Consider the following 19,997-nt stretch of genomic DNA (forward strand, 5'->3'; position numbering starts at 1 on the left):
CTCAGATCACCGTCCCGCCGTCGACCGGGAGGATCTGCCCGGTGATGTAGCCGGCGGCGTCGGAGGCGAGGAAGACGAATGTGGGCGCAATCTCGTCCGGATATGCCCAGCGCCCCAATGGAATACGAGCCAGGGTCTTGGCTGCGAGTTTCTCGTTGTTGCGGATGTTCTCGGTCATCGCGGTGGCAGCCAGCGGCGCGACCGCGTTGACCGTCACCGACTGCCTGGCAAGCTCTCGCGCCAGCGACTTCGTGAGGCCGACGATCGCGGCCTTGGCTGCGCCGTAATTGGCCTGTCCGATGGTTCCGGTGAGTCCGGCAGCCGAGGTCACGTTGATGATGCGGCCGGTGCCGTCCTCGGGGAGGGCGTCGAGCGCGGCGTGGCTGCAGTGATAGCTACCCATCAGGTGGGTGTCGAGAACCTTGCGGAAGCGATCCTCGTCCATCTTGGGGAACATCGCCGGCGCGATGACGCCCGCATTGTTCACAAGGATGTTGAGGGTGCCGTTGCCCAGGGCGGCCGCCGCGGCGACCGCATCCCGTGCGTTGTCGCCGTCACACACGTCCAGCGCGAAAGGCTCTGCGGTACCGCCTGCCTCGGTGATACGCCCGGCGACTGACGCCGCGGCGTCCTTGTTGATGTCGGTGACCAGCACCGCCGCACCGGAAGCGGCGAAGGCTTCGGCGACGGCGGCGCCCACGCCGCCGCCGGCACCGGTGACCAGTGCGGTGCGTCCGTCGAGCCGGAACACGGCCGGCCCCTTGGGGCCGTGGGTCTGCTTGCTGGTGTTCTCGCTCATCAGTAGCTCCTGGGCATTCCGAGCACGTGCGATCCCAGATAGTTGAGGATCATTTCCTGGCTGATCGGCGCGATCCGGGTCAGACGTGCCTCCCGGAAGTAGCGCGAGACGTTGTACTCCTCGGAGTAGCCCATGCCGCCGTGGGTTTGCAATGCGCGGTCGGCGGCGTCGAAGCCGGCGTCGGCGCAGAGGTATTTGGCGGTGTTGGCCTCACGGCCACAAGGCTTTCCGTTGTCGTAGAGCCAGGTCGCCTTGCGCAGCATCAGTTCGGCGGCGTCGAGGCGGGCGAGCGAGTCGGCGAGCGGGAACTGGATTCCCTGGTTCTTGCCGATGGGCCGGCCGAAAACCTCGCGGTCGCTGCCGTAACGGACACCCGCGCGCAGTGCCGCCCGGCCGATGCCCAGGGCTTCAGCCGCCACGAGACAGCGTTCGGGGTTGAGTCCGTCGAGGATGTAGGTGAATCCCTTGCCCTCCTCGCCGACCCGATCGGCGACCGGGATCTCGAGGTTGTCGATGAACAATTCGTTGGAGGTCACCGCATTGCGTCCCATCTTCTTGATGGGTCGGATGTCGACCTTGGAACGGTCGAGGTCGGTGAGGAACAGGGTCATACCGTCGGTCTTGCGTGGCGACTCGTCGAATTTCTGGGTGCGGGTCAGCAGCAGGATCTTCTCGGACTCGACCGCCTTGGAGATCCACACCTTGCGGCCGTTCACGATGTACTTGTCGCCGTCGCGCTTGGCGAAGGTGGTGATCCTGGTGGTGTCGAGGCCCGCACCGGGTTCGGTGACGCCGAAGCACACGTGGAGATCGCCGTTGACGATGCGCGGCAGCGTCCGCTGCTTGAGCTCATCACTGCCGTGCACGATCACCGGGTGCATACCGAAGATCGACAAGTGCATCGAACTCGCACCGTTCATCCCGGCGCCTGAGGCCGCAACCTGTTCGAGCAGGATGGATGCCTCGGTGATGCCGTAGCCGTGACCACCGTATTCCTCCGGCGTGGTGATCCCGAGCCAGCCACCGTCGGCGAAGGCATCGTAGAACTCCCGCGGGAATTCATGCTTCTCGTCCTTCTCCTGCCAGTACTGGTCATCGAACTTGGACGCCAGCTCCGCAACCGCGTCACGGATCGTGACCTGGTCCTCTGTCAATTCGAAATCCACGTCGGCCCTCCTTCGCACTTGTTCGTGTAACTATACATATGGACTGACCAAATAACCTAACGCCGGGTCACGACTCGGACGGTGCGGTATCGAGGACCGCGGCAGCAATGCGTTCATTCCATGTCGCCGGCGTCCCGAACAGAACGCGATCGAGCTTCGCGCGCTTGTAGAACAGATGCAGATCGTGCTCCCAGGTGTAGCCGATCGCGCCGTGCACGGTCAGTGCAGAATCGGCCAGGTCGGCCACGGGCGCGGTGACCTGTGCCTTCGCGACGGCCGCGATCGTGTCGGCCTCGGCGAGTTCGGCATCGGCGGCGGCAGCCGCATAGAGAGCGATCGAGTATGCGGACTCTACGGTCACCAGCATCTGCGCCGCCGCATGTTTGACCGCTTGGAACGACCCGATGAACTGCCCGAATTGCTTGCGCTGCTTGCTGTACTCGACGGCAAGCTCGAGCATCCGTTCGGCACTGCCGAGTGCGTCGGCGGCGATGAGCACTGCAGCACGTCGACCGACCTGCTGCAGTGACGATCCGTCTGAGGAGACCGCCGATACCGGCGCCGCATCGAAGTCGACGGTCGCCGCCGAGCGAGAACGATCCAGCAGGTGCTCGGCATGGGTGGTCGCCCCTTCAGCGGGTATGCGGGCGATGGCCAAGCCCTCAGGCCTTTGCACCGGCACGAGGAACACGTCGGCGTCGGATGCTGCGAGAACGTGCGAGACCGATCCGGTCACCGTCGATCCGTCCGCCGACAGGCGCAGCGTCCTGCCCCCGTCACCGGGCGCCCGGTCGGCGCGCACCGCGACGACGAAGAGCTTCTCCCCCGCGACCTGTGCCGCGAGTTCCTCGGCCGAGAGCAACGGCGCGCTGAGCGCCGCGGCCAGCCATCGCGAGTCGGGCACCGCGGCACGGCCGAATTCGCGAGCGCCAAGCGCCAGTTCGAGGATTCCGCCACCCTGGCCGTCGACTTCTTCGGCATAACCCACACCCCACCAGCCCTCGCCGATGAGTGCCTCGGCGAATCCGGCGGTATCGCCGGCATCCACGAGTTCGCGGACGGTGTCGGTGGGGAACTTCGCAGCAAGCCATTCCCGCAGCGACGAGGCGAACAGTTCCTGCTCGTCGGACAATTCCCAGTGCATCTCGACGTCTCCTTAGTTCTCGGCCGCGTCGCGTACGGACTCGCTGTCGGCGCCGGCGGTCACGCCGTGGACCACGAGACGAATGGCGTCGACGGCCTCCGGGTTCTCCGCACTGGACAGATCACCGGGGTCGGCGCCGATCGCCGCGGCACGCACCGCGCGACGCAGGATCTTGGCCGATCGGGTCTTGGGTAGGGCCGAAACGACCCACACCTTGGCCGGCGCGAACGGCTTGCCCACCCCGGTGGCGACCAGGGTGCGTAATTCCTCGGAGACCCCGTCGGTCTCGGCACCGACACGCGGAACCCAGAAGGCCCACACGGTCTCGCCCTTCTTGGGGTCCGGGATTCCAACGGCCGCAGCCTCGGCGACGGCGGGGTGGGTGGTCAGGACGGACTCGACCTCGGCCGGGGCCAGACGCTTTCCGGCGACGTTCATCACGTCGTCGGAACGGCCGAGGATGTACCACTGATCATCGTCGTCGATCAGGGCGAAGTCACCGTGACACCACATTCCGGGAAATGTGGACCAGTAGGACTCGAGATAGCGCTCGCGGTCGCGCCACACGCCGCGGGTCATTGCCGGCCACGGTTGCCGGCACACCAACTCACCGATGCTGCCGCGCAACGGTTTTCCCTCGTCGTCGACCACGTCGACGTCCATCCCGAGGGACGGCCCGCCGAGGGAACAACTCGGGATGCTCTCGACCGGATAGGGCGCGAGGAACGAGCCCCCGACCTCGGTGCCGCCGGAAAAGTTGATCACCGGAACTCGACCGCCGAACACCGTGTCGGCGAGCCAGTCGTAGGAGTCGGGATCCCAGGGTTCACCCGTCGATCCCAGCACGTGCACCCACGACAGGTCGTGTGCGGCGATCTGTTCGAGCGCAGTCGATTTGAGCGCGCGGATGAGCGTCGGCGAGACTCCGAGCATGGAGATCCGGTGGCGGGCCACCAGATCCCAGAGCCGAGTGGTGTCGGGGACGTCGGGTGAGCCCTCGTAAAGCACCAGGGTCGCGCCGTTGGCGTGGGTGCCGAACGCCGCAAGCGGGCCCATCACCCAGCCCATGTCGGTGATCCAGCAGAACCGGTCCCCGGCGTTGATGTCGAACGAGTAGGCCACCTCGGTGGCGACCTTGATGGTGAATCCGGCGTGGGTGTGCACCGCGCCCTTGGGTTTACCGGTCGTTCCGGAGGTGTAGCCGAGCATGAGAGTCTGCATGGCCGGGAAAGGCGTGAACTCGTGAACCGTGCGCGCGTCGTCGACGAGGTCGGTCCATGCGCGCACCTCGACTGTGCCCTCGGCAATCTCGGTGGAGCCACCGATGTTGTCGACGGTGACCACCGTCCGCACAGACGGCGTGAGCTCGAGGGCTTTGGCGAGTTCTCCGGCCATCTCCACCCGCCGACCGCGACGAATCGTGCCGTCGGCGACAACGACCGCCGTGACCTCGGCATCGTTGAGTCGGGAGGCGATGGCCGGGGCAGCGAACCCGGAGAACAGCGGGACGATGATCGCGCCGATCCCGGCGGCCGCATAGCAGGCGACGACGGCCTCGGGGATCATCGGCAGATAGATGGCGACCGAATCGCCCTCGCCGACACCGAGATCGAGCAGACCCGAGGCCACCCGGCCCACCTGCTCGGTGAGTTCGGCGTAGGTCAGGGTCCCTACGTCACCGTTCTCGTCCTCGTGCACGATGGCAGGTCGATCGGCGGCATCATCGAGCCACCGGGTCAGACATGCATCGACGGCGTTGAACGTCCCACCGACGAACCACTCGGGAAACTCGGGGCCCGCCGAGGTGTCGAGGACCTGACGGTAGGGGGTGGTAAAGGGGATGCCGAGGTCGGCAATCGCGGCGTCCCAATACCATTGGACGTCGGCGGTCGAACGCTGCCGGAGTTCGGTGATCGTGTCGATCCCGTGCGCACGCCCCAGCCGGGTGACGTTCGCGTTCTCGATGTAGTCGGATGTGGGAGTCCACACGTATCCGCTCACCAGTGCACCTCTTTCAGCTTCGGGGCATGCCGAGAACCCGCTCGGCGGCGATGTTGCGTTGGATGAAGGTCGATCCGCCGGCGATGGCCGTGCCCCGAGCCTGGTAAGCCAGTCGCAGCCACCGCTGTTGAACGGGGTCGGCTCTGTCGGCGTCGTCGCTGTCGGGAGCAAGGCCGAACTGGCCACCGAACTCGCAGAGTTCGAGCCCGAAGTCGGCGATGTCCTCGACGAGCGGACAGAAGTACAGCTTGCCGATCGAGGTCACCGGGCCGGGGGGTTGGCCGGAGGCCGCCCCGGTGATGACGCGCTGCCCGATCAGGTAGTGGGTGAGCGCGCGGCCGTAGAGGTTGGCGACCTTGTTCCGGATCGTCGGGTCCGCCGACAGCGGCGCACCGTCATCGTCGGTGGTGGCGCGAACCTGCTCAGCAAGATCGGCGACCGCCTTGGTGGTATTGACGCGGCCGGTCGCGATCCCGACCCGCTCGAAAGCGAGGGTGCCCATCGCGACCTTCCATCCACCGTCAACCTCTCCGACAACGGCGCCATCGGGCACGAAGACGTCGTCGAGAAAGACCTCGTTGAACTCGGCCTCGCCGAGCATGTGGCCCAGTGGGCGCACGGTGATGCCCGCCGAGTCCATCGGAAGCAGGAAGTAGGTGATGCCCTTGTGACGGTCACCGCCACCCGTGCGCGCCAACAGGATCGCGTTGTCGGCGATCTGTGCGCGTGACGTCCAGATCTTCTGCCCGGAGATCGTCCAGCCACCGTCGACCTTGGTCGCTTTGGTCCGCAGCGATGCGAGATCCGAGCCCGACTCCGGTTCCGAGAACAACTGACACCAGATCTCGGCGCCGGCCAGGATGGGTTCGAGATAGCGCTGCTTCTGCTCGTCATCACCGAACGCGACGATGGTGGGGCCCGCGAAATCCTCGCCGATGATGTTGAGCCGCTCCGGTGCACCGGCACGGTCCATCTCTTCGTTGAAAATCGCTTTGATCTTAGCGTCGGCTCCCGCGCCGCCGAACTCCGTCGGCCAGGACAGGCCGGCGAACCCGGCGTCGAAAAGGGTGCGCTGCCATACCGACCAGAACGCGCGTTTGTCCTCGAGCCACGCCGGTTCGGGCCACGGCAGTGTGGGCAGGGTGGCGCTCAGCCACTCGCGCACCCGAGTACGAAAATGCGCCTCATCGGGCGAATCGCTCAGATCCATCGGAACCTCCACATCGTTACGGACCAACGCTACAATAGGTCAGACCAAAAAACTAGGAGGTAGTCGATGACGGGTCACGCAGTGCGCGAGATACCGACCGGAACAGTGCTCGACGAGGTGTCGTTCGGGGTCGAAGCCGGAAAAGTACGAGAATTCGCGGTTGCCACCCACGCTGCCGACCCGATCCACACCGATACTGCTGCCGCAACAGCGGCCGGATTCGCAGCCATCCCCGCGACTCCTACGCATGTGGTGGTCGCGGGCCATCACCGCAACCAGCAACAGTTTGTCCGCGACCTCGGCCTGGCCATCGAGCGGATCGTGGTGGGCTCGGTGGAATGGGAGTACCACCGTCCGCTGCTGGTCGGCGACCACGTGACCGGCACCCGACGGGTCGTCGACGACACCACACGCGACGGCAAACGCGGTGGCACGATGCGTCTGGTGACGCTGCAGACCGAGTGGGTCGACCAGCGCGGTGACACCGTGATCACCCAACGCGAGGTTCTGATCGAGAGGAGCGCACGATGACCCGCGCACAGGTGGCGCTCGACGCCGGACAACAACTCGAGACACGCACGATAGGACCGATCACGCAGACCGACATCGTCCGGTTCGCTGGTGCCGGTGGCGATTTCAATCCGCTGCATCATGACGCGGACTATGCGCGCGCTGCGGGATTACCGGGCGTGATCGCGATGGGTCAGATGCAGGCCGGGATGCTGGCCGTCTGGATCGCCGACCTCGTCGGCGTCGAGAATCTCGTGTCGTATTCGGTGCGTTTCGTCTCACCACTGGCCATCGGCGAGACGCTGGAACTCGGCGGCACCGTGGCCTCGACCGACGACAACACCAACGTCGCCGAGGTGATAGTCCAGGCGACGGTCGGCGATCGGGTCGTGATCTCCGGTAAAGCTCGGGTTCGGATATCGGGGTAGCCGGCCTACGGCATCAACACAACCTTGCCGAACTCGCCACCGGCCTCGAGCAGTCGATGCGCCGCGGCGGCGTCGGCGAGCGGTAAGGTGTGCGAGATCGGCGGCGCCTCAACATTTCCGCCCGCCACGAGGTCGAGCAATCCGTGGAAGTCCTGCGGGCTGCCCATCGTCGTTCCGAGCAGGCTGTACTGTCCGAAGAAGTAGGGCCGCACCGAAAGCGTGGCCTGCTCGGCCACATTCGCGCCGAGGACCACCAACCGCCCACCCGGGCGCAACGCGCCGAGCGATTTCTCCCAGAGCCCGACCGGATCAAGGATCACATCGAATCCCTCGCCACCGGGTGACTCACGCTTGGCCAGCTGCGGCCAGTTGTCGTCGGTGTGCAGCACACCGCCGCGGGCACCACCGGCCTGCGCGCGTTCGAGTTTCGCCGTCGAGGACGCTGTCACATATGTGCTCGCCCCAACAGCAGAAGACAAGGACTGCGCCATGGTCGACACGCCACCACCCGCTCCGATGATCAGCAGCGACTCCCCCGCCGTCAGAGCGGCACGGGTGAACAGCGCCCGGTAGGTGGTGACGCCGACCAATCCGAGGGCTGCGGCCTGTTCCCATGAGTAGCCGGGTGGTCTGGGCGCCAGGCATTCCTCAGGAACGCTCACATACTCCGCGTAGGTGCCCGGGGTGGTGTCGCCGAGGATCTCGAAGTCGTTGCCCGGCGCCGCGGCGCGATCGCCCCAGAACAGCGACGGCAGGATGACCACCTCGTCACCGGTGTCCGTGCGAATTCCGGCGCCGTCGGCGCCTGGCGTGTGCGGAAGCGGCGAGCGATACTGTCCACGCCGGACCAACACGTCGTGCCAATTCAGGGCGCTGGCAGCAAGTTTCACCACGACCCACCCATCGCGGCTGACCGGTTCGGCGATCTCGGTGGCGACCAGCTGGTCCGGCTCACCGAACTGTGACATCACGATGGCCTTCATGTACTCCTCCGTTGAACGACGACGGTGGCAATCGAACACGGTTTCCCCGATGAGTTCGATGCCGTCACCGTGACCACCGCCACCGAGCGTCCGCTGTGGTGCACCTCGGCACCGAACGTCGTGGCCTCCCGACCGTTACCGGGTCGCACGTAGGCGATGTCGATACTGGTGGTGCGGAAGTCTCCGGCGGCCTCGACCGCCGACATCGCGGCGAGCTCCGATCCGATGATCAACACACCGCCGTGCAGGTTACCCATCCCGTTGACGGCCAACTGGTTGGGCGGCATCACGACGACGCCGGGCGCGAGATCCCGAAATCCCAGAGCCGCACGGATCGGCACATCGGCGGCGGGGACATCGAACGAGCTATCGGGTGTGGTGGGAGTCGCGTCCACGCCGACCAGATGGGAACGCTGGGTCACCAATGCGAGAACGTTGCCGCCGTCGTCGACGACGCTGCCACGGGTAGTTCCACTCGTGTCGTCGCGCGCGATCAGTTCCCCGGTCACCGAGAGCGGGTCACCGGCGGTCGGAACGTCGGCCAAGAAGTCCGCTCGGATACCGAGACTCACCGGCCAGCGTCCCGCCGGCGCGCCACTCGCGACGACGTAACCAGTGACGTCGTCGAGCGGTACACCCAACGCCGAGCGACAACTTCCGGCGACCGGATCGGCAAAGCGCTGCCCGGCGGGAACCATCAATTCGGCTCGTCGGGCCGACAAACTCACGGCGCTGACCTGCAACAGCGCCTCGGCCCCCGAGACGACGAAGTCAGGGGGCGACTGCGTCACCGCCAACTCAGCGGGCCCCGGCGGCGGCAGGCTGGTTCAATTCCTCGGCCACCTGTTTGCGCAGGACGTGCTTCTGGATCTTTCCGGTGGCGGTCATCGGCAGTTCGTCGATCGCTATCACCCGCTCCGGGGTCTTCTGGATCGCCACTCCACGATCTGTCAGGTAGGTACGCAACGCCTCGACGGTCGGTGCGTCGTGACCCTCCTTGACGACGACGTAGCAGCACACCTTTTCCCCCAGCTTCTCGTCGGGCATGCCGACCACGGCCAACGCCAGGAGGTCGGGATGGTTGGCAAGCTTGTCCTCGATCTCGCGCACGCTGATGTTCATCCCACCGCGGATGACGATGTCCTTGGTGCGTCCGGTGACGCGCACGAATCCGTCGGGATCCATCACGCCGAGGTCACCCGATCGCGAAAAGCCTTCCGGCGTATAGAGATCCTCGGTATCCTGCGGGCGGTTGAGGTACTCGATCATGTGGGACGGACCGCGATAGGCCACGTCGCCCTCTGTGCCGCGGGGTACCTCGAGTCCGTCGGGTCCGACGACTTTCACCTCGGCGCCCGGCAGAGCCGAGCCGTCCGAGGTGATGGCGCGTTCCGGCGAGTCGGTGATGGCACAAGTCGTCGTGGTGAGATTCTCGCTGCGACCGTACAGCGACAGGATCGCAGCGGTGGGCAACTTGGCCTTCGCGTTCTCCACCACCGCGGACGGGATGGGCGAACCGGCGCAGGTCCAGACCCGCAACGACGACAGATCTGCGTGCGGATCGTCCTCCGCTGCCGCGATCAGCGTCTGAAGGAAGGTCGTGGCGGTGACCGCGGCGGTGCAGCCATACTTTTCGATGTCGGCGAGTCCGGCGGCCGGACTCCATTCGGGCATCACGTGCGTGGCCGCCCCGGCGAGCAGCGGGATCAGCACGCTGGTCACCAGACCTGTGGTGTGCGTGATCGGCGATGGACCGAACTGCACGTCGTTCTCGGTGTGGCCGAACGCGACCGTCAGAGCACGGGCGCCTGACGCGTAGGTGTTGAAGGTGTGCAGACAACCCTTCGGGCGCGACGTCGTCCCTGACGTGTAGACGATGACGAACGGGTCGTCGGGATGCACGCGCACGTCGAGTTCGGCGTCGATCGCATCGTTGTCTATGCCCCCGACCAGGAAATCCTCGAAGATCTCGATCTCACACGCGGCGAGGTCGGCACGGGAATCCTGCGCCGCTCGGACGGCGACGATCGTCTGCAACGTTGCCGAGTCACTTCGGATCTCGTCGAACATCGATGCGTAGTCAAAGCCCCTGAATTGGGCAGGCGCGATCGCCAGCTTGATCTCGGCATCGGAAACCACATGAGACACTTCGTCTTTGCGGTAGATCGGCATGATGGGCACCATGACGGCCCCGATCCGCGCCAGCGCCCCGGCAGCAACCACGAAAGCGGCCCAGTTCGGCAGTTGCACAGCGACCCGATCGCCCTGCCGCAACCCCTTTCGATGCAGACCCAGCGCGAGACTCTGCGTGGCGTCGTACAACTCGGTGAACGTGAGAGCGTTGTCGCCGTCGGTGATGAAGACCTTGCTTGCGTGGGACACGGCTCGTTCGCGCAGCAGCTCGGTGAAGTTCTGATCGGACCACTGCCCGGTTGCGTAGTAGTCGTCAATCTGTTCTTGGGTGTAACGACCAAGGTTTCGCCCACTCGCCATTGTCAGCCTCCATGCTCACGCGACCTTCGTTTGTCCAAAGATTAAAATGGTCTGACCGCAAAAGCAAGGGAAACCGCAGGATCCGTACCCGCGATCCGCGACGTCACCCCATCGGATGATGCACCCCTTCCGTCTGGGTGACTTTTTTGGTATGACCAAAGTAACCATTGAAAAACTTGTAGAGTCGACCCATCATTTCAGTGATGCCGTTCACACTGCGGCAACGGCGGCGATACACGCCAGACAGGAGCATCATGACCACCATCGACTACCCGGAGCTCTACATCGGCGGCGGTTGGAGCCGGCCGGCCACCAGCGACCGAATCCAGGTGACCTCACCCACGACGGAGGAGGTCATCGGCTCGGTTCCCGCCGGTTCCACGCAGGACGTCGATCGCGCGGTGGCCGCCGCCCGTGCGGCCTTCGACGACCCCCAGGGGTGGTCGACCTGGGAACCGAAGCAGCGCGCCGAGGTCCTCGAGCGGTTCGCTTCCGAGTTGGAGGCCCGCGCCGGTGAGCTCTCTCGCCGCGTCAGCATGCAGAACGGCATGCCCATCTGGCTGGCCGAGCAGTTCGAGGGCGGGTTCCCGCCGGTCCTGCTCCGCTACTTCAGCGATCTGATGGTCAACGCACCCGATGTCGATTCCCGCCCGGGCATGCTCGGTGGGACCGCACTCGTCCGCCGCCGCCCGATCGGAGTGGTCGGTGCGATCGTGCCGTGGAATGTGCCACAAGCGATTTCGTTCCTCAAGCTGGCGCCGGCATTGGCCGCTGGGTGCACCGTCGTGATCAAACCCGCCGAAGAAACGGTGCTCGACGCGTTCCTCACCGCCGAGGCCGCAGCCGCCGCCGGCCTGCCCGACGGTGTTCTCAACATCGTTCCGGGCGGTCGCGACACCGGCGCATACCTCGTCGAGCATCCCGACATCGACAAGGTGTCGTTCACCGGGTCCACAGCCGCGGGACGCAAGATCGCCGAGACCTGCGGGCGTCTGCTGCGGCCGGTGACATTGGAGCTCGGCGGCAAGTCGGCCGCCATCCTTCTCGACGACGTCGACCTATCCGCGTCGATGGAGTCGCTGTTCGGTGCCACGCTGCTCAACAACGGCCAGATCTGCTGGCTCAACACCCGCGTACTCGCACCGACGTCGCGATACGACGAGGTGGTCGACGCCCTCACCGGGCTCGCCTCGTCACTAACCGTCGGCGACCCGCTCGACCCCGAGACGAAGATCGGTCCGCTCGTCTCGTCCCGGCAACGCGACCGGGTCGAGGGGTATATCGCGAAGGGCAAGGCGGAGGGCGGACGGATGACCACCGGCGGCAAACGCCCGTCGTCGGTCGACGCCGGATGGTTCGTGGAACCCACGATCTTCGCCGACGTCGACAACAACGCAACCATCTCCCGCGAGGAGATCTTCGGCCCGGTGCTCTCGGTGATTCCCTTCCGTGACGAGGCCGAGGCCTTGGCGATCGCCAATGACAGCGAGTACGGACTCGGCGGCACCGTATGGTCGGCCGATGTCGATCACGCCGCCGACATCGCCGCCAAGGTGAAGTCGGGGACCGTTGGTGTGAACCACTACACCAACGAGCCCGTGGCCCCCTTCGGTGGCATCAAGAACAGCGGGATGGGTCGCGAACTCGGCCCGGAGGGTCTGCACGCCTTCCAGCACCTACACACCGTGTACCTGCCACCGGCAGGCTGAGCGCGGGATCGGTCGACGTGACACAACGGAGTAGAGTGTGTGCCGGATCACATCGGACACGAGTGAGGCATCGATGGCGAATTCGCAGGTGAGCGCATCCCGGACCGAAGGGCTCCGCTCGTTCCTTCACAAGCTCCGGGAGTCGTCGCCCGAGGAATTCGCGTCGGCCGCAACCTCGGGAGCCTGTGTCGACCTCGGCTTCACGAAAGCCATGTTCTCCTGGGTGGACGGCACCTCGTGGCGTCCGGAATCGGTGTACATCTCACCCGATCTCGACGATCGATTCGACGCGCTCATCGACGCCGTCGACGGATCGGCGGTACCGCTGCTTCGGGCCCCGCGTGAAGCGGACCTGGTGCGGTACCGCCGACCCTACGTCCTCGGCAAAGAGAGCTACCGTCAGGCGTATCGACCACTCATCGACCTTTCCCGTCCGAGCGCCTACGCCGCTGCACCGATACTCGCCGGCGGACGCACCGTGGCGATCCTCCACGTGGACCGCCATACGCAACAGATCACCGACGACGACCTGGAGTTGCTGTTCCAGGGCGCGCATCTCTGCGGACTCACCTATGCGACCCTCGATGCGCGTCGGCGGCTCCTCGATCAGCGGAGGGCATTCGCTGCGGCCCTTGATCTCTCATCGAGCTCATCGTCCACAGCCGATGCCCGAGACCATTTTTCACCGTTCACCGGCATCCATGACGCACCCGGGTTCGACACAGCCACGGACCGGCTGACCGAGCGTGAGGAGGCGGTGCTCGGTCTCCTCGCGTCCGGTGCGTCCAATCGCATCATCGGGGAGCAGTTGTTCATCTCCGAGGGAACCGTCAAAACCCATGTGCGACACCTTTTTCGCAAACTCGGCGTGCGCACCCGCGCCGAGGCCGCCGCGTACGCTCACAGCCGGCGTCCTGCCCGCGCCGCTTGCGCTGTGTGATCACCGGACGTGAGCGGCAAGAAACTCGACGCAGCGATCGGTGCGATCACCACAGCGTCCACGACGGTCGCTGTGGCACAGGAACTCACGCGGCATGCACTGAGCATGTCGGCAACCGCACAGCAGGCGTGGGTCGTCGAAATTGACAGCGATCCCCCGCAGGTCGTCGCGAGCTGTGTCCGCGGGGAATCGTCGGATTCACCACACGCCGGGGTACCCGTATCCGACTCACTGAGCCTGAGAGCCGTAACCGCCGCCTTGGCAGGCGAGAACCCGGCGTCGGTGGAGATACCACAGACCCCGTCCGCGAACCGCGTTGTCGCCTTGGCCATCCGGCGTAACGATCCAGCACTGGCGCTCGTCATCACCGGACTGGAGAATTCGGCATCACGCGAGCCACTCGCACTTCTCGTCGAGATCGCCTCGGCCGTTCTCGAACGCATGTCGGCCGAACGTGCACTCACCAGGCACGCAGAGCACATCCGCGCGCTCGGCGAAAGACTTCTCACACTCGGGACCAGTTCCCTCGAACGCACTTCGTCGGCTGAGGCGAGGACGATCGATGCCCCACCGGACACCGAGGCACTGACCGCACGTGAACGCGAGATCCTCGAGATCGTGGCATCCGGTGCGTCCAATGCCGAGATCGCCGACCAGCTGACTCTGTCGATCGAAACCGTCAAGACCCATGTCAAGCGGATTCTCCGAAAGATGAATGCGGCCAATCGTTCCCAGCTGATAGCGATGTTCGCCGACAACGCCAGCGACTGAGCTCACACGCTCGAATCCACAACCTCCACGTGGACCTCGTCCTGGTCTTCAATGATCAGCTGACACGAGAGGCGAGAGTTGGGCTGCGCGCCGTCGAGGAACTCGACCAGCTCGGCCTCCTCGTCGCTGGGCTCTGGGAACAGCCCCGCGCTACCGTCGGGCAGCAGCACGTGACATGTTGCGCACGAACAACTCCCGCCGCATTCGGCGACGATCCCGGGCAAGTTGTTGCGTACCGACCCGTCCATCACGCTTTGTCCGGGTGGAACGTCGACCGTGCTGACGGTGCCGTCGGGCAGGTGGTAGACGACCTGGGCCATGGCTGACTCCTCGCATCGGGGTGAGATACCAGTTTTGACACCTCACGGGAATGGGTTCGTGCACAACCGAAGCCGCGCGTGTAGACGATTGTGCGGACCTCGATGCTCATTCGTCATCCCCAAAACGGGGTACAACCCGGCCTCATCGGGGTGATTCATCACCGTTGGGATATACAGCGGCATTCATAAGCGCTGTCATATACCTCTGATGGCCCCGCTCGTTCTACCCTCAGGGTGACGCGCATCACTGTCATTGTCGCGAGACTGGGGCTGTCACAGCCCACGACCGACGGAGAGAGTTCACATGACCTCGACCATTCATCCCGGCACCAACACCACGGTCCCCGACAACATCGCTGCACAGATCGTTCTGCCCGAGGGCCATCGCGACAACAACCACTTGTTCGAGGCCTATCGGTGGTTGCGCGAGAACGCTCCCCTCGGGCTCGCCCGCGTCGATGGCTACACACCGCTGTACCTGGTGAGCAAGCACAGCGACATCATGGAGATCGAGCGGCAGCCAGAAATCTTCACCAGCGCAGGTGGCGAGAACAAGGGCGCGGTGAATCCGATCCTGGCCAACGAGGCGGGTGACGCGTTCACCAGGTCCATTAACAACGGCAGTCTGCGCATTCTGGAGACCCTCACCTACCTCGATCCGCCCGAACACACCATCATCAAGGACATCGCGTCGGATTGGTTCCGTCCCAACAACCTCAAGCAATGGGAGGACTCCATCAGGGTGCTGGCACGCGAATCGGTGGATCGCCTCCTCGCCGGGGACCGGGACATCGACTTCGTGAAGGGCTTCGCCCTGCAGTATCCCCTGCACGTGATCATGAGCCTGTTCGGCGTCCCCGAGTCAGACGAGCCGCGGATGATGGCCTTGACGCAGGAGTTCTTCGGGACCGCCGATCCCGATGCCGCGCGAGCCGACGTCGAGCCGATGACACCCGACGCCGCCGCCAAGCAGTGGGTGGCCACCATTCAAGACTTCTACGCCTATTTCGATGTGCTGCTTCAGGATCGGCGCGCCAACCCGACCTCCGATCTCGCCTCGATCATCGCCACCGCGAAGAACGCCGACGGCGAGTACTTCGCGCCGGAGGTCGCTTACGGCTACTTCATCGCCATCGCCACCGCGGGACACGACACCACCTCGTCGACCCTTGCGGGTGGAATCCATGCGTTGTCGCAGAATCCGGAATTGCTCGCGAGGGTTCGAGCCGACCTCTCGTTGGTTCCGAACCTCGTCAACGAATCCCTTCGCTGGGCGTCGCCGGTCAAGCACTTCATGCGAACCGCCCTGTCGGACTACACCCTTCGCGGAGTCGACCTTCATCCCGGAGATCGGTTCATGTTGCTCTACCAGTCGGGGAATCGCGATGCCGATGTCTTCGACGAGCCAGACGTGTTCAACATCGACCGCCGCCCCAACAAGCACATCGCCTTCGGCTACGGACCGCACATGTGCATCGGCCAGCATCTGGCCAAGTTGGAACTCAAGATCATGTTCGAGACCCTGCTCCCCCACCTCGAGGCCGTTGAAATCGCCGACGATCCCCGCTTCATCCAGACCAACTTCGTCGGCGGCCTCAAGAACATGCCGGTGCGACTCACCCTCACTCCGGACGCACCACGGTGACAACACAGCCACGCTCCGTCGTCATCATCGGCGCCGGGCACGGTGGAGCCGGACTCGCCGCACAGTTGCGGCAGTCCGGCTTCGCCGGTTCGGTCACGATGATCGGCAGCGAACCACATCTGCCCTACCATCGGCCGCCGCTGTCGAAGAAGTTCGACGGCGCAGCCGTCGAACAACTCCTACGGCCGGCAGAGTTCTACGCCGACATGGCAATCGACCTGCGAACCGGTGTGAGCGCGACCGCCATCGACCGGGAACGCACAACGGTTCACCTCGATGACGGCAACGAGATCGGCTACGACATCCTGGTGCTGGCAACCGGCTCGACGCCCCGATCTCTGCCGGGTTCTACTGTCGACAACGACTCGGTCCTGACCTTGCGTACGCTCGACGACGCACGCCGCCTCGGCGCATCACTGTCGCACGGAAATAATCTTGCCATCGTGGGTGGCGGATACGTCGGTATGGAGGTCGCCGCGGTCGCCCGCAGCCGAGGAGTCGGCGTGACCGTCATCGAGCGCGAGGACCGAATACTCGCCCGAGTGGCCAGTGCCGAACTTTCGGCGTTGCTCACCGACTATCACCGCGCTCGTGGGACCGAGGTCCTGAGCCGACGGTCGGTCGCCGGTGTGCGCACCGCCGGCACCATCGTCACCGGCATCCGCCTCACCGACGGTTCGGTGATCGACTGCGGCACAGTCCTCGTCGGCATCGGCGCGGTGCCGGACCAGAGCCTTGCCGTCGACGCCGGACTCGTGTGCGACGACGGGGTGATCACCGACGACGACGGCCGCACGAGTGACCCGTCGATCTTCGCGATCGGCGACGTCGCCCGTCGGCCACTGGACGGGCACGACGAGTCACGACGACTCGAGTCGATCCCGGCCGCGACCGAACAAGCCGCCCGCGCGGCGGCGGTGATCCTGGGCCTCCAGCCTCATCAACACGAGGTCCCGTGGTTCTGGTCGGATCAGTTCGACCTCAAGCTGAAGATCGCGGGACTGTCGACACCCGAAGCGCGGGTGATCACCCGAAGGGTGCCGGGCAAAGACGCGGTGTCGTTCTTTCATCTCGCGCCCGACGATTCGGTGGTCGCGGTCGAAACCATCAGTGCTCCGGCCGATTTCATGGCCGGAAAGAAACTCATCAATCGTCGGACACCGGTGAACCCCACAGCGCTGGCCGATCCGGCGGTGCCGCTGAAGACGATTGTCGCCGAGTCGGGCGCCCCCGCCTGACTCACCACCTGTGTCGCGAGAACTCCGTCGACACATCACCACAAGGAGTACAGATGAAATCCACCGCCGCACTGCTGACCGGTATCGGCAGCGAGTTCACCATCGAGGAGATCGACATCGAAGGCCCACGGGCCGGAGAGGTCATGGTACAGATCGTCGCCGCCGGCCTCTGCCACACCGATCTCGCCGCACGCGACGGCATCCTGCCGATCGAATACCCCGGGGTCGTCGGGCACGAGGGCGCCGGGACAGTCATCGCCATCGGCGAGGGCGTCACCAAGGTGGCGGCCGGCGACAAGGTGAGCATGACCTTCAACAGTTGCGGGCACTGCCGTACCTGCACGACCGGCCGGCAATCATACTGTGAGAACTTCAACGCCCAGAACTACGGCGGCGTCCGCGCGGACGGTTCCAAGCCGTTGAGCAAGGACGGTCAGCCGGTCGGCGGGATGTTCTTCGGGCAGTCCTCATTCGGATCTGTGGCGTTGGGTAACGAGCGCAATGTGGTCAAAATCGACGCCGACATCCCGTTCGAATTCCTCGCCCCGCTCGGTTGCGGAGTGCAGACCGGTGTCGGTGCCGTCACGCGATCACTCAAGGCACAGAAGGGTTCTGCGATCGCCATCGCCGGTGGCGGATCGGTCGGACTTTCGGCGGTCATGGGCGCGGTATTGCAGGAGTGTGCCACGATCATCGTCGTCGAACCCACCGCCGCGCGACGGGAACTGGCCATCGAACTCGGCGCCACCCACGCCATCGATCCCGCCGCGGGCGATGTGACCGAGCAGGTCCGGGCGATCGTCGAGCGGGGCGTCGACTACGTCGTCGATACGACCGGCATCGGCGCCGTGGTCGAGAGCCTCATCGCCGCCAGCGCCGTGCGCGGAACAGTAGGGCTGATCGGGGTCCCGTCCGATCCGGCGGGCGCGGTGAACCTCAACATCATCGCAACACTCACCCTGGGACTCACCGTTACCGGCATCATCGAAGGTGATTCCACGCCCGACGAGTTCATCCCCGAACTCGTCGATCACTACCTCAACGGCCGCCTACCCGTCGACAAGCTGGTGACGACGTTCCCGTTCGCGGAGATCAACTCCGCGGTGAAGGTCCAACACGATGGTGGCGCCGTCAAGCCGGTTCTCATGCTCTGACCGTTGACGCGACGTGACTGCGGTCGGGCCCCAACCCCCGGCGAACGGGGCCCGATCGCTTTCATACGTGCGTCGTTCTACGCGACGGACCGAGACTGCGATGCCCGCAGTGCGTTCAGGCGCAAGCGGTCCCGACAGTGCTCGACGAGAGCCACCGACTCGGCGACGTCGAGTCGTGCATGTCCGGTGGTGAGCAATGCCAGAACTCTTTCGTAGAAGACCGAGGAACTGATGCCGAACGTCACGAAGATCTCGTCGGCAGGATCCTCGAACGGCGCCCAAGCCAACGCGAACCGGACCAGTTCCGTCGGGGTGGCCGCGCCGAACGATGCTGATGCGCGCATGATGCGACTCCTCACTCGAGTAATGGTCTGACCATACCTATCCGATCACGCTTTCGCTAGAGCACATCACGTCCACGTGTCGCGGATCTCGGCGAATCCCGCTTGTCGCCAAGTACATTGGACCTAGATGGGGTGACTCCGATCGAAAGGAACCCTCACGTGTATCCACCGATCCATGCAGCGAGCCACCCGAGCCGGCCGGCGATGGTGATGGCCGGGTCGGGCGATCAGGTCACCTATGCGCAGCTCGATGCGCGATCGCGCCGACTCGTGCACGTCCTGCATCGGGCCGGACTCACCGAAGACTCGACCGTGGCGATGATCGCCGAGAACCGCATCGAATGGTGTGAGGTGATCTGGGCGGTGTTGCGCTCGGGCATGACGATCGCTCCCGTCGCCCGGGGACTGACGGGCGAGTCCCTCCGATCGGTGATCCTCTCCTCGGGCGTGCAAGCCGTCATCACGACTCCGCAACACGCCGAAGCCGTTCGGGCAGCGACGGCGGATGTCGAGAGCATCGTCGTGCGGCTGTGCACCGGCAGCACAGCCGGTTTCGACGAGTACGAGGACGCGTTGTCCTCGGTCGACGATGCCCTGCCGGTGCGGGAGACGCTCGGCACCCGGATGACTTACAGTTCCGGGACCACCGGACGGCCCAAGGGGATCCGGCATGCGCGCACCCCCATCCACCCCGCCGACGCACCGCCGCACCTGGGCCCGTACACGGACCTGTTGAGCCTGGACGCCGACACGGTGTATCTGTCGCCGGCGCCGATGTATCACACCACCCCGCTGCGGTTCGGTATCGCCGTCGTCCAGCAGGGCGGCACGGTGATCTGCCAGGAACGGTTCGACGCCGAGGACGCCCTGGCCGCGATCGAGCGCTACCGGGTCACCCACGCGCAGTTCGTGCCGACGATGCTCACACGGATGCTGGCGCTGCCCCGCACCGTCCGTGAACGCTACGACTTGTCGTCACTTCGGGTGGCGATCACCGGCGCGGCATCGTGCCCGCCGGAGGTGAAGGATCGGATCGAACAGTGGTGGGGGCCGATCCTTCACGAATATTATGGCGCCTCAGAGGGATTGACGGCGCTCATTGAAAGTGCCCAGTCTGGCTAATTGAAACTGCTCACTTGTGT

At 65.1% G+C, this 19,997-nt stretch carries 20 protein-coding genes; 9 read left to right on the forward strand and 11 right to left on the reverse strand.

Annotation, left to right across the window (positions count from 1 at the left end; genetic code table 11):
• Position 1 precedes the first annotated feature (1 nt).
• The 5 genes from P3L18_RS16090 to P3L18_RS16110 form a co-directional block, all read right to left on the reverse strand.
• The gene (locus tag P3L18_RS16090; protein ID WP_276114634.1) at positions 2 to 799 is read right to left on the reverse strand and encodes an SDR family NAD(P)-dependent oxidoreductase; all 798 of its coding nucleotides are present in this window, start codon (positions 797 to 799) and stop codon (positions 2 to 4) included.
• Positions 799 to 1,965, reverse strand: coding sequence for an acyl-CoA dehydrogenase family protein (locus P3L18_RS16095; protein ID WP_276114635.1), 1,167 nt, complete (start codon positions 1,963 to 1,965; stop codon positions 799 to 801). The genes P3L18_RS16090 and P3L18_RS16095 overlap by 1 nt, the downstream gene beginning before the upstream one ends.
• Before the next feature lie 67 nt (positions 1,966 to 2,032).
• Positions 2,033 to 3,109 (reverse strand): acyl-CoA dehydrogenase family protein, encoded by a 1,077-nt coding sequence (locus P3L18_RS16100; protein ID WP_276114636.1) that lies wholly within the window; start codon positions 3,107 to 3,109, stop codon positions 2,033 to 2,035.
• Positions 3,110 to 3,121: 12 nt separating this feature from the next.
• A complete protein-coding gene (locus P3L18_RS16105) occupies positions 3,122 to 5,110 on the reverse strand; it encodes an AMP-binding protein (RefSeq protein ID WP_276114637.1) in 1,989 nt (662 codons plus the stop codon).
• Positions 5,111 to 5,123: 13 nt separating this feature from the next.
• Entirely contained in the window at positions 5,124 to 6,320 is a 1,197-nt protein-coding gene (locus P3L18_RS16110) for an acyl-CoA dehydrogenase family protein (RefSeq protein ID WP_276114638.1), read from the reverse strand.
• 66 nt (positions 6,321 to 6,386) lie between these two features.
• Here P3L18_RS16110 and P3L18_RS16115 point away from each other — a divergent pair, with 66 nt between their 5' ends.
• Complete coding sequence (locus P3L18_RS16115; RefSeq protein WP_276114639.1) at positions 6,387 to 6,851, forward strand: MaoC family dehydratase N-terminal domain-containing protein; 465 nt, start codon at positions 6,387 to 6,389, stop codon at positions 6,849 to 6,851.
• On the forward strand, positions 6,848 to 7,258 hold the full coding sequence (locus P3L18_RS16120) for a MaoC/PaaZ C-terminal domain-containing protein (protein ID WP_276114640.1): 411 nt from the start codon (positions 6,848 to 6,850) through the stop codon (positions 7,256 to 7,258). Before P3L18_RS16115 ends, P3L18_RS16120 begins: the two co-directional genes overlap by 4 nt.
• Positions 7,259 to 7,263: 5 nt before the next feature.
• Here the strand turns inward: P3L18_RS16120 and P3L18_RS16125 are convergent, their stop codons facing one another.
• The 4 genes from P3L18_RS16125 to P3L18_RS16140 all read right to left on the reverse strand — a co-directional run bounded on the left by P3L18_RS16125 (position 7,264) and on the right by P3L18_RS16140 (position 10,990).
• Positions 7,264 to 8,241 carry a zinc-binding dehydrogenase gene (locus P3L18_RS16125; RefSeq protein ID WP_276114641.1) on the reverse strand — a complete coding sequence of 326 codons (978 nt, stop codon included), beginning with the start codon at positions 8,239 to 8,241 and terminating at the stop codon, positions 7,264 to 7,266.
• Positions 8,238 to 9,032 (reverse strand): PaaI family thioesterase, encoded by a 795-nt coding sequence (locus tag P3L18_RS16130; protein ID WP_276114642.1) that lies wholly within the window; start codon positions 9,030 to 9,032, stop codon positions 8,238 to 8,240. The genes P3L18_RS16125 and P3L18_RS16130 overlap by 4 nt, the downstream gene beginning before the upstream one ends.
• A gap of 7 nt (positions 9,033 to 9,039) precedes the next feature.
• A complete protein-coding gene (locus tag P3L18_RS16135) occupies positions 9,040 to 10,734 on the reverse strand; it encodes an AMP-binding protein (RefSeq protein WP_276114643.1) in 1,695 nt (564 codons plus the stop codon).
• Positions 10,735 to 10,837: 103 nt separating this feature from the next.
• Complete coding sequence (locus tag P3L18_RS16140) at positions 10,838 to 10,990, reverse strand: hypothetical protein (protein WP_276114644.1); 153 nt, start codon at positions 10,988 to 10,990, stop codon at positions 10,838 to 10,840.
• Between P3L18_RS16140 and P3L18_RS16145 the strand changes: the two genes are divergently transcribed.
• From P3L18_RS16145 to P3L18_RS16155, 3 genes are all read left to right on the forward strand, one after another.
• Positions 10,989 to 12,443 carry an aldehyde dehydrogenase gene (locus P3L18_RS16145; RefSeq protein ID WP_276114645.1) on the forward strand — a complete coding sequence of 485 codons (1,455 nt, stop codon included), beginning with the start codon at positions 10,989 to 10,991 and terminating at the stop codon, positions 12,441 to 12,443. The genes P3L18_RS16140 and P3L18_RS16145 overlap by 2 nt on opposite strands.
• Positions 12,444 to 12,516: 73 nt before the next feature.
• The gene (locus P3L18_RS16150; RefSeq protein WP_276114646.1) at positions 12,517 to 13,383 is read left to right on the forward strand and encodes a LuxR C-terminal-related transcriptional regulator; all 867 of its coding nucleotides are present in this window, start codon (positions 12,517 to 12,519) and stop codon (positions 13,381 to 13,383) included.
• Positions 13,384 to 13,392: 9 nt separating this feature from the next.
• A complete protein-coding gene (locus tag P3L18_RS16155; RefSeq protein WP_276114647.1) occupies positions 13,393 to 14,154 on the forward strand; it encodes a LuxR C-terminal-related transcriptional regulator in 762 nt (253 codons plus the stop codon).
• Positions 14,155 to 14,156: 2 nt separating this feature from the next.
• On the opposite strand, the gene P3L18_RS16160 is transcribed toward P3L18_RS16155, so the two are convergent.
• Positions 14,157 to 14,474 carry a 2Fe-2S iron-sulfur cluster-binding protein gene (locus P3L18_RS16160; protein ID WP_006372163.1) on the reverse strand — a complete coding sequence of 106 codons (318 nt, stop codon included), beginning with the start codon at positions 14,472 to 14,474 and terminating at the stop codon, positions 14,157 to 14,159.
• A gap of 304 nt (positions 14,475 to 14,778) precedes the next feature.
• Here P3L18_RS16160 and P3L18_RS16165 point away from each other — a divergent pair, with 304 nt between their 5' ends.
• The 3 genes from P3L18_RS16165 to P3L18_RS16175 are packed head-to-tail and all read left to right on the forward strand — an operon-like array spanning position 14,779 to position 18,511.
• Complete coding sequence (locus P3L18_RS16165; RefSeq protein ID WP_276114648.1) at positions 14,779 to 16,119, forward strand: cytochrome P450; 1,341 nt, start codon at positions 14,779 to 14,781, stop codon at positions 16,117 to 16,119.
• Positions 16,116 to 17,357: an FAD-dependent oxidoreductase gene (locus tag P3L18_RS16170; protein WP_276114649.1), complete on the forward strand. Its 1,242-nt coding sequence runs from the start codon at positions 16,116 to 16,118 to the stop codon at positions 17,355 to 17,357. The genes P3L18_RS16165 and P3L18_RS16170 overlap by 4 nt, the downstream gene beginning before the upstream one ends.
• Before the next feature lie 53 nt (positions 17,358 to 17,410).
• Positions 17,411 to 18,511: an NAD(P)-dependent alcohol dehydrogenase gene (locus P3L18_RS16175; protein ID WP_276114650.1), complete on the forward strand. Its 1,101-nt coding sequence runs from the start codon at positions 17,411 to 17,413 to the stop codon at positions 18,509 to 18,511.
• Positions 18,512 to 18,588: 77 nt separating this feature from the next.
• Here the strand turns inward: P3L18_RS16175 and P3L18_RS16180 are convergent, their stop codons facing one another.
• Complete coding sequence (locus P3L18_RS16180) at positions 18,589 to 18,855, reverse strand: hypothetical protein (protein WP_276114651.1); 267 nt, start codon at positions 18,853 to 18,855, stop codon at positions 18,589 to 18,591.
• Between the two features lie 159 nt (positions 18,856 to 19,014).
• Between P3L18_RS16180 and P3L18_RS16185 the strand changes: the two genes are divergently transcribed.
• Positions 19,015 to 19,977 (forward strand): AMP-binding protein, encoded by a 963-nt coding sequence (locus tag P3L18_RS16185; RefSeq protein WP_276114652.1) that lies wholly within the window; start codon positions 19,015 to 19,017, stop codon positions 19,975 to 19,977.
• Positions 19,978 to 19,997: the final 20 nt, after the last annotated feature.

Origin of the sequence: Gordonia sp. N1V (assembly GCF_029269935.1) — a bacterium.
Lineage (GTDB): Bacteria > Actinomycetota > Actinomycetes > Mycobacteriales > Mycobacteriaceae > Gordonia > Gordonia polyisoprenivorans.

What these genes read in the sequence shown, in the direction of transcription:
- P3L18_RS16125 (WP_276114641.1), bottom strand. Translation starts at nt 8,241, where the DNA reads ATGAAGGCCATCGTGATGTCACAGTTCGGTGAGCCGGACCAGCTGGTC.
- P3L18_RS16145 (WP_276114645.1), top strand. Translation starts at nt 10,989, where the DNA reads ATGACCACCATCGACTACCCGGAGCTCTACATCGGCGGCGGTTGGAGC.
- P3L18_RS16115 (WP_276114639.1), top strand. Translation starts at nt 6,387, where the DNA reads ATGACGGGTCACGCAGTGCGCGAGATACCGACCGGAACAGTGCTCGAC.
- P3L18_RS16175 (WP_276114650.1), top strand. Translation starts at nt 17,411, where the DNA reads ATGAAATCCACCGCCGCACTGCTGACCGGTATCGGCAGCGAGTTCACC.
- P3L18_RS16110 (WP_276114638.1), bottom strand. Translation starts at nt 6,320, where the DNA reads ATGGATCTGAGCGATTCGCCCGATGAGGCGCATTTTCGTACTCGGGTG.
- P3L18_RS16090 (WP_276114634.1), bottom strand. Translation starts at nt 799, where the DNA reads ATGAGCGAGAACACCAGCAAGCAGACCCACGGCCCCAAGGGGCCGGCC.
- P3L18_RS16180 (WP_276114651.1), bottom strand. Translation starts at nt 18,855, where the DNA reads ATGCGCGCATCAGCATCGTTCGGCGCGGCCACCCCGACGGAACTGGTC.
- P3L18_RS16120 (WP_276114640.1), top strand. Translation starts at nt 6,848, where the DNA reads ATGACCCGCGCACAGGTGGCGCTCGACGCCGGACAACAACTCGAGACA.
- P3L18_RS16160 (WP_006372163.1), bottom strand. Translation starts at nt 14,474, where the DNA reads ATGGCCCAGGTCGTCTACCACCTGCCCGACGGCACCGTCAGCACGGTC.
- P3L18_RS16165 (WP_276114648.1), top strand. Translation starts at nt 14,779, where the DNA reads ATGACCTCGACCATTCATCCCGGCACCAACACCACGGTCCCCGACAAC.
- P3L18_RS16150 (WP_276114646.1), top strand. Translation starts at nt 12,517, where the DNA reads ATGGCGAATTCGCAGGTGAGCGCATCCCGGACCGAAGGGCTCCGCTCG.
- P3L18_RS16140 (WP_276114644.1), bottom strand. Translation starts at nt 10,990, where the DNA reads ATGATGCTCCTGTCTGGCGTGTATCGCCGCCGTTGCCGCAGTGTGAAC.
- P3L18_RS16135 (WP_276114643.1), bottom strand. Translation starts at nt 10,734, where the DNA reads ATGGCGAGTGGGCGAAACCTTGGTCGTTACACCCAAGAACAGATTGAC.
- P3L18_RS16100 (WP_276114636.1), bottom strand. Translation starts at nt 3,109, where the DNA reads ATGCACTGGGAATTGTCCGACGAGCAGGAACTGTTCGCCTCGTCGCTG.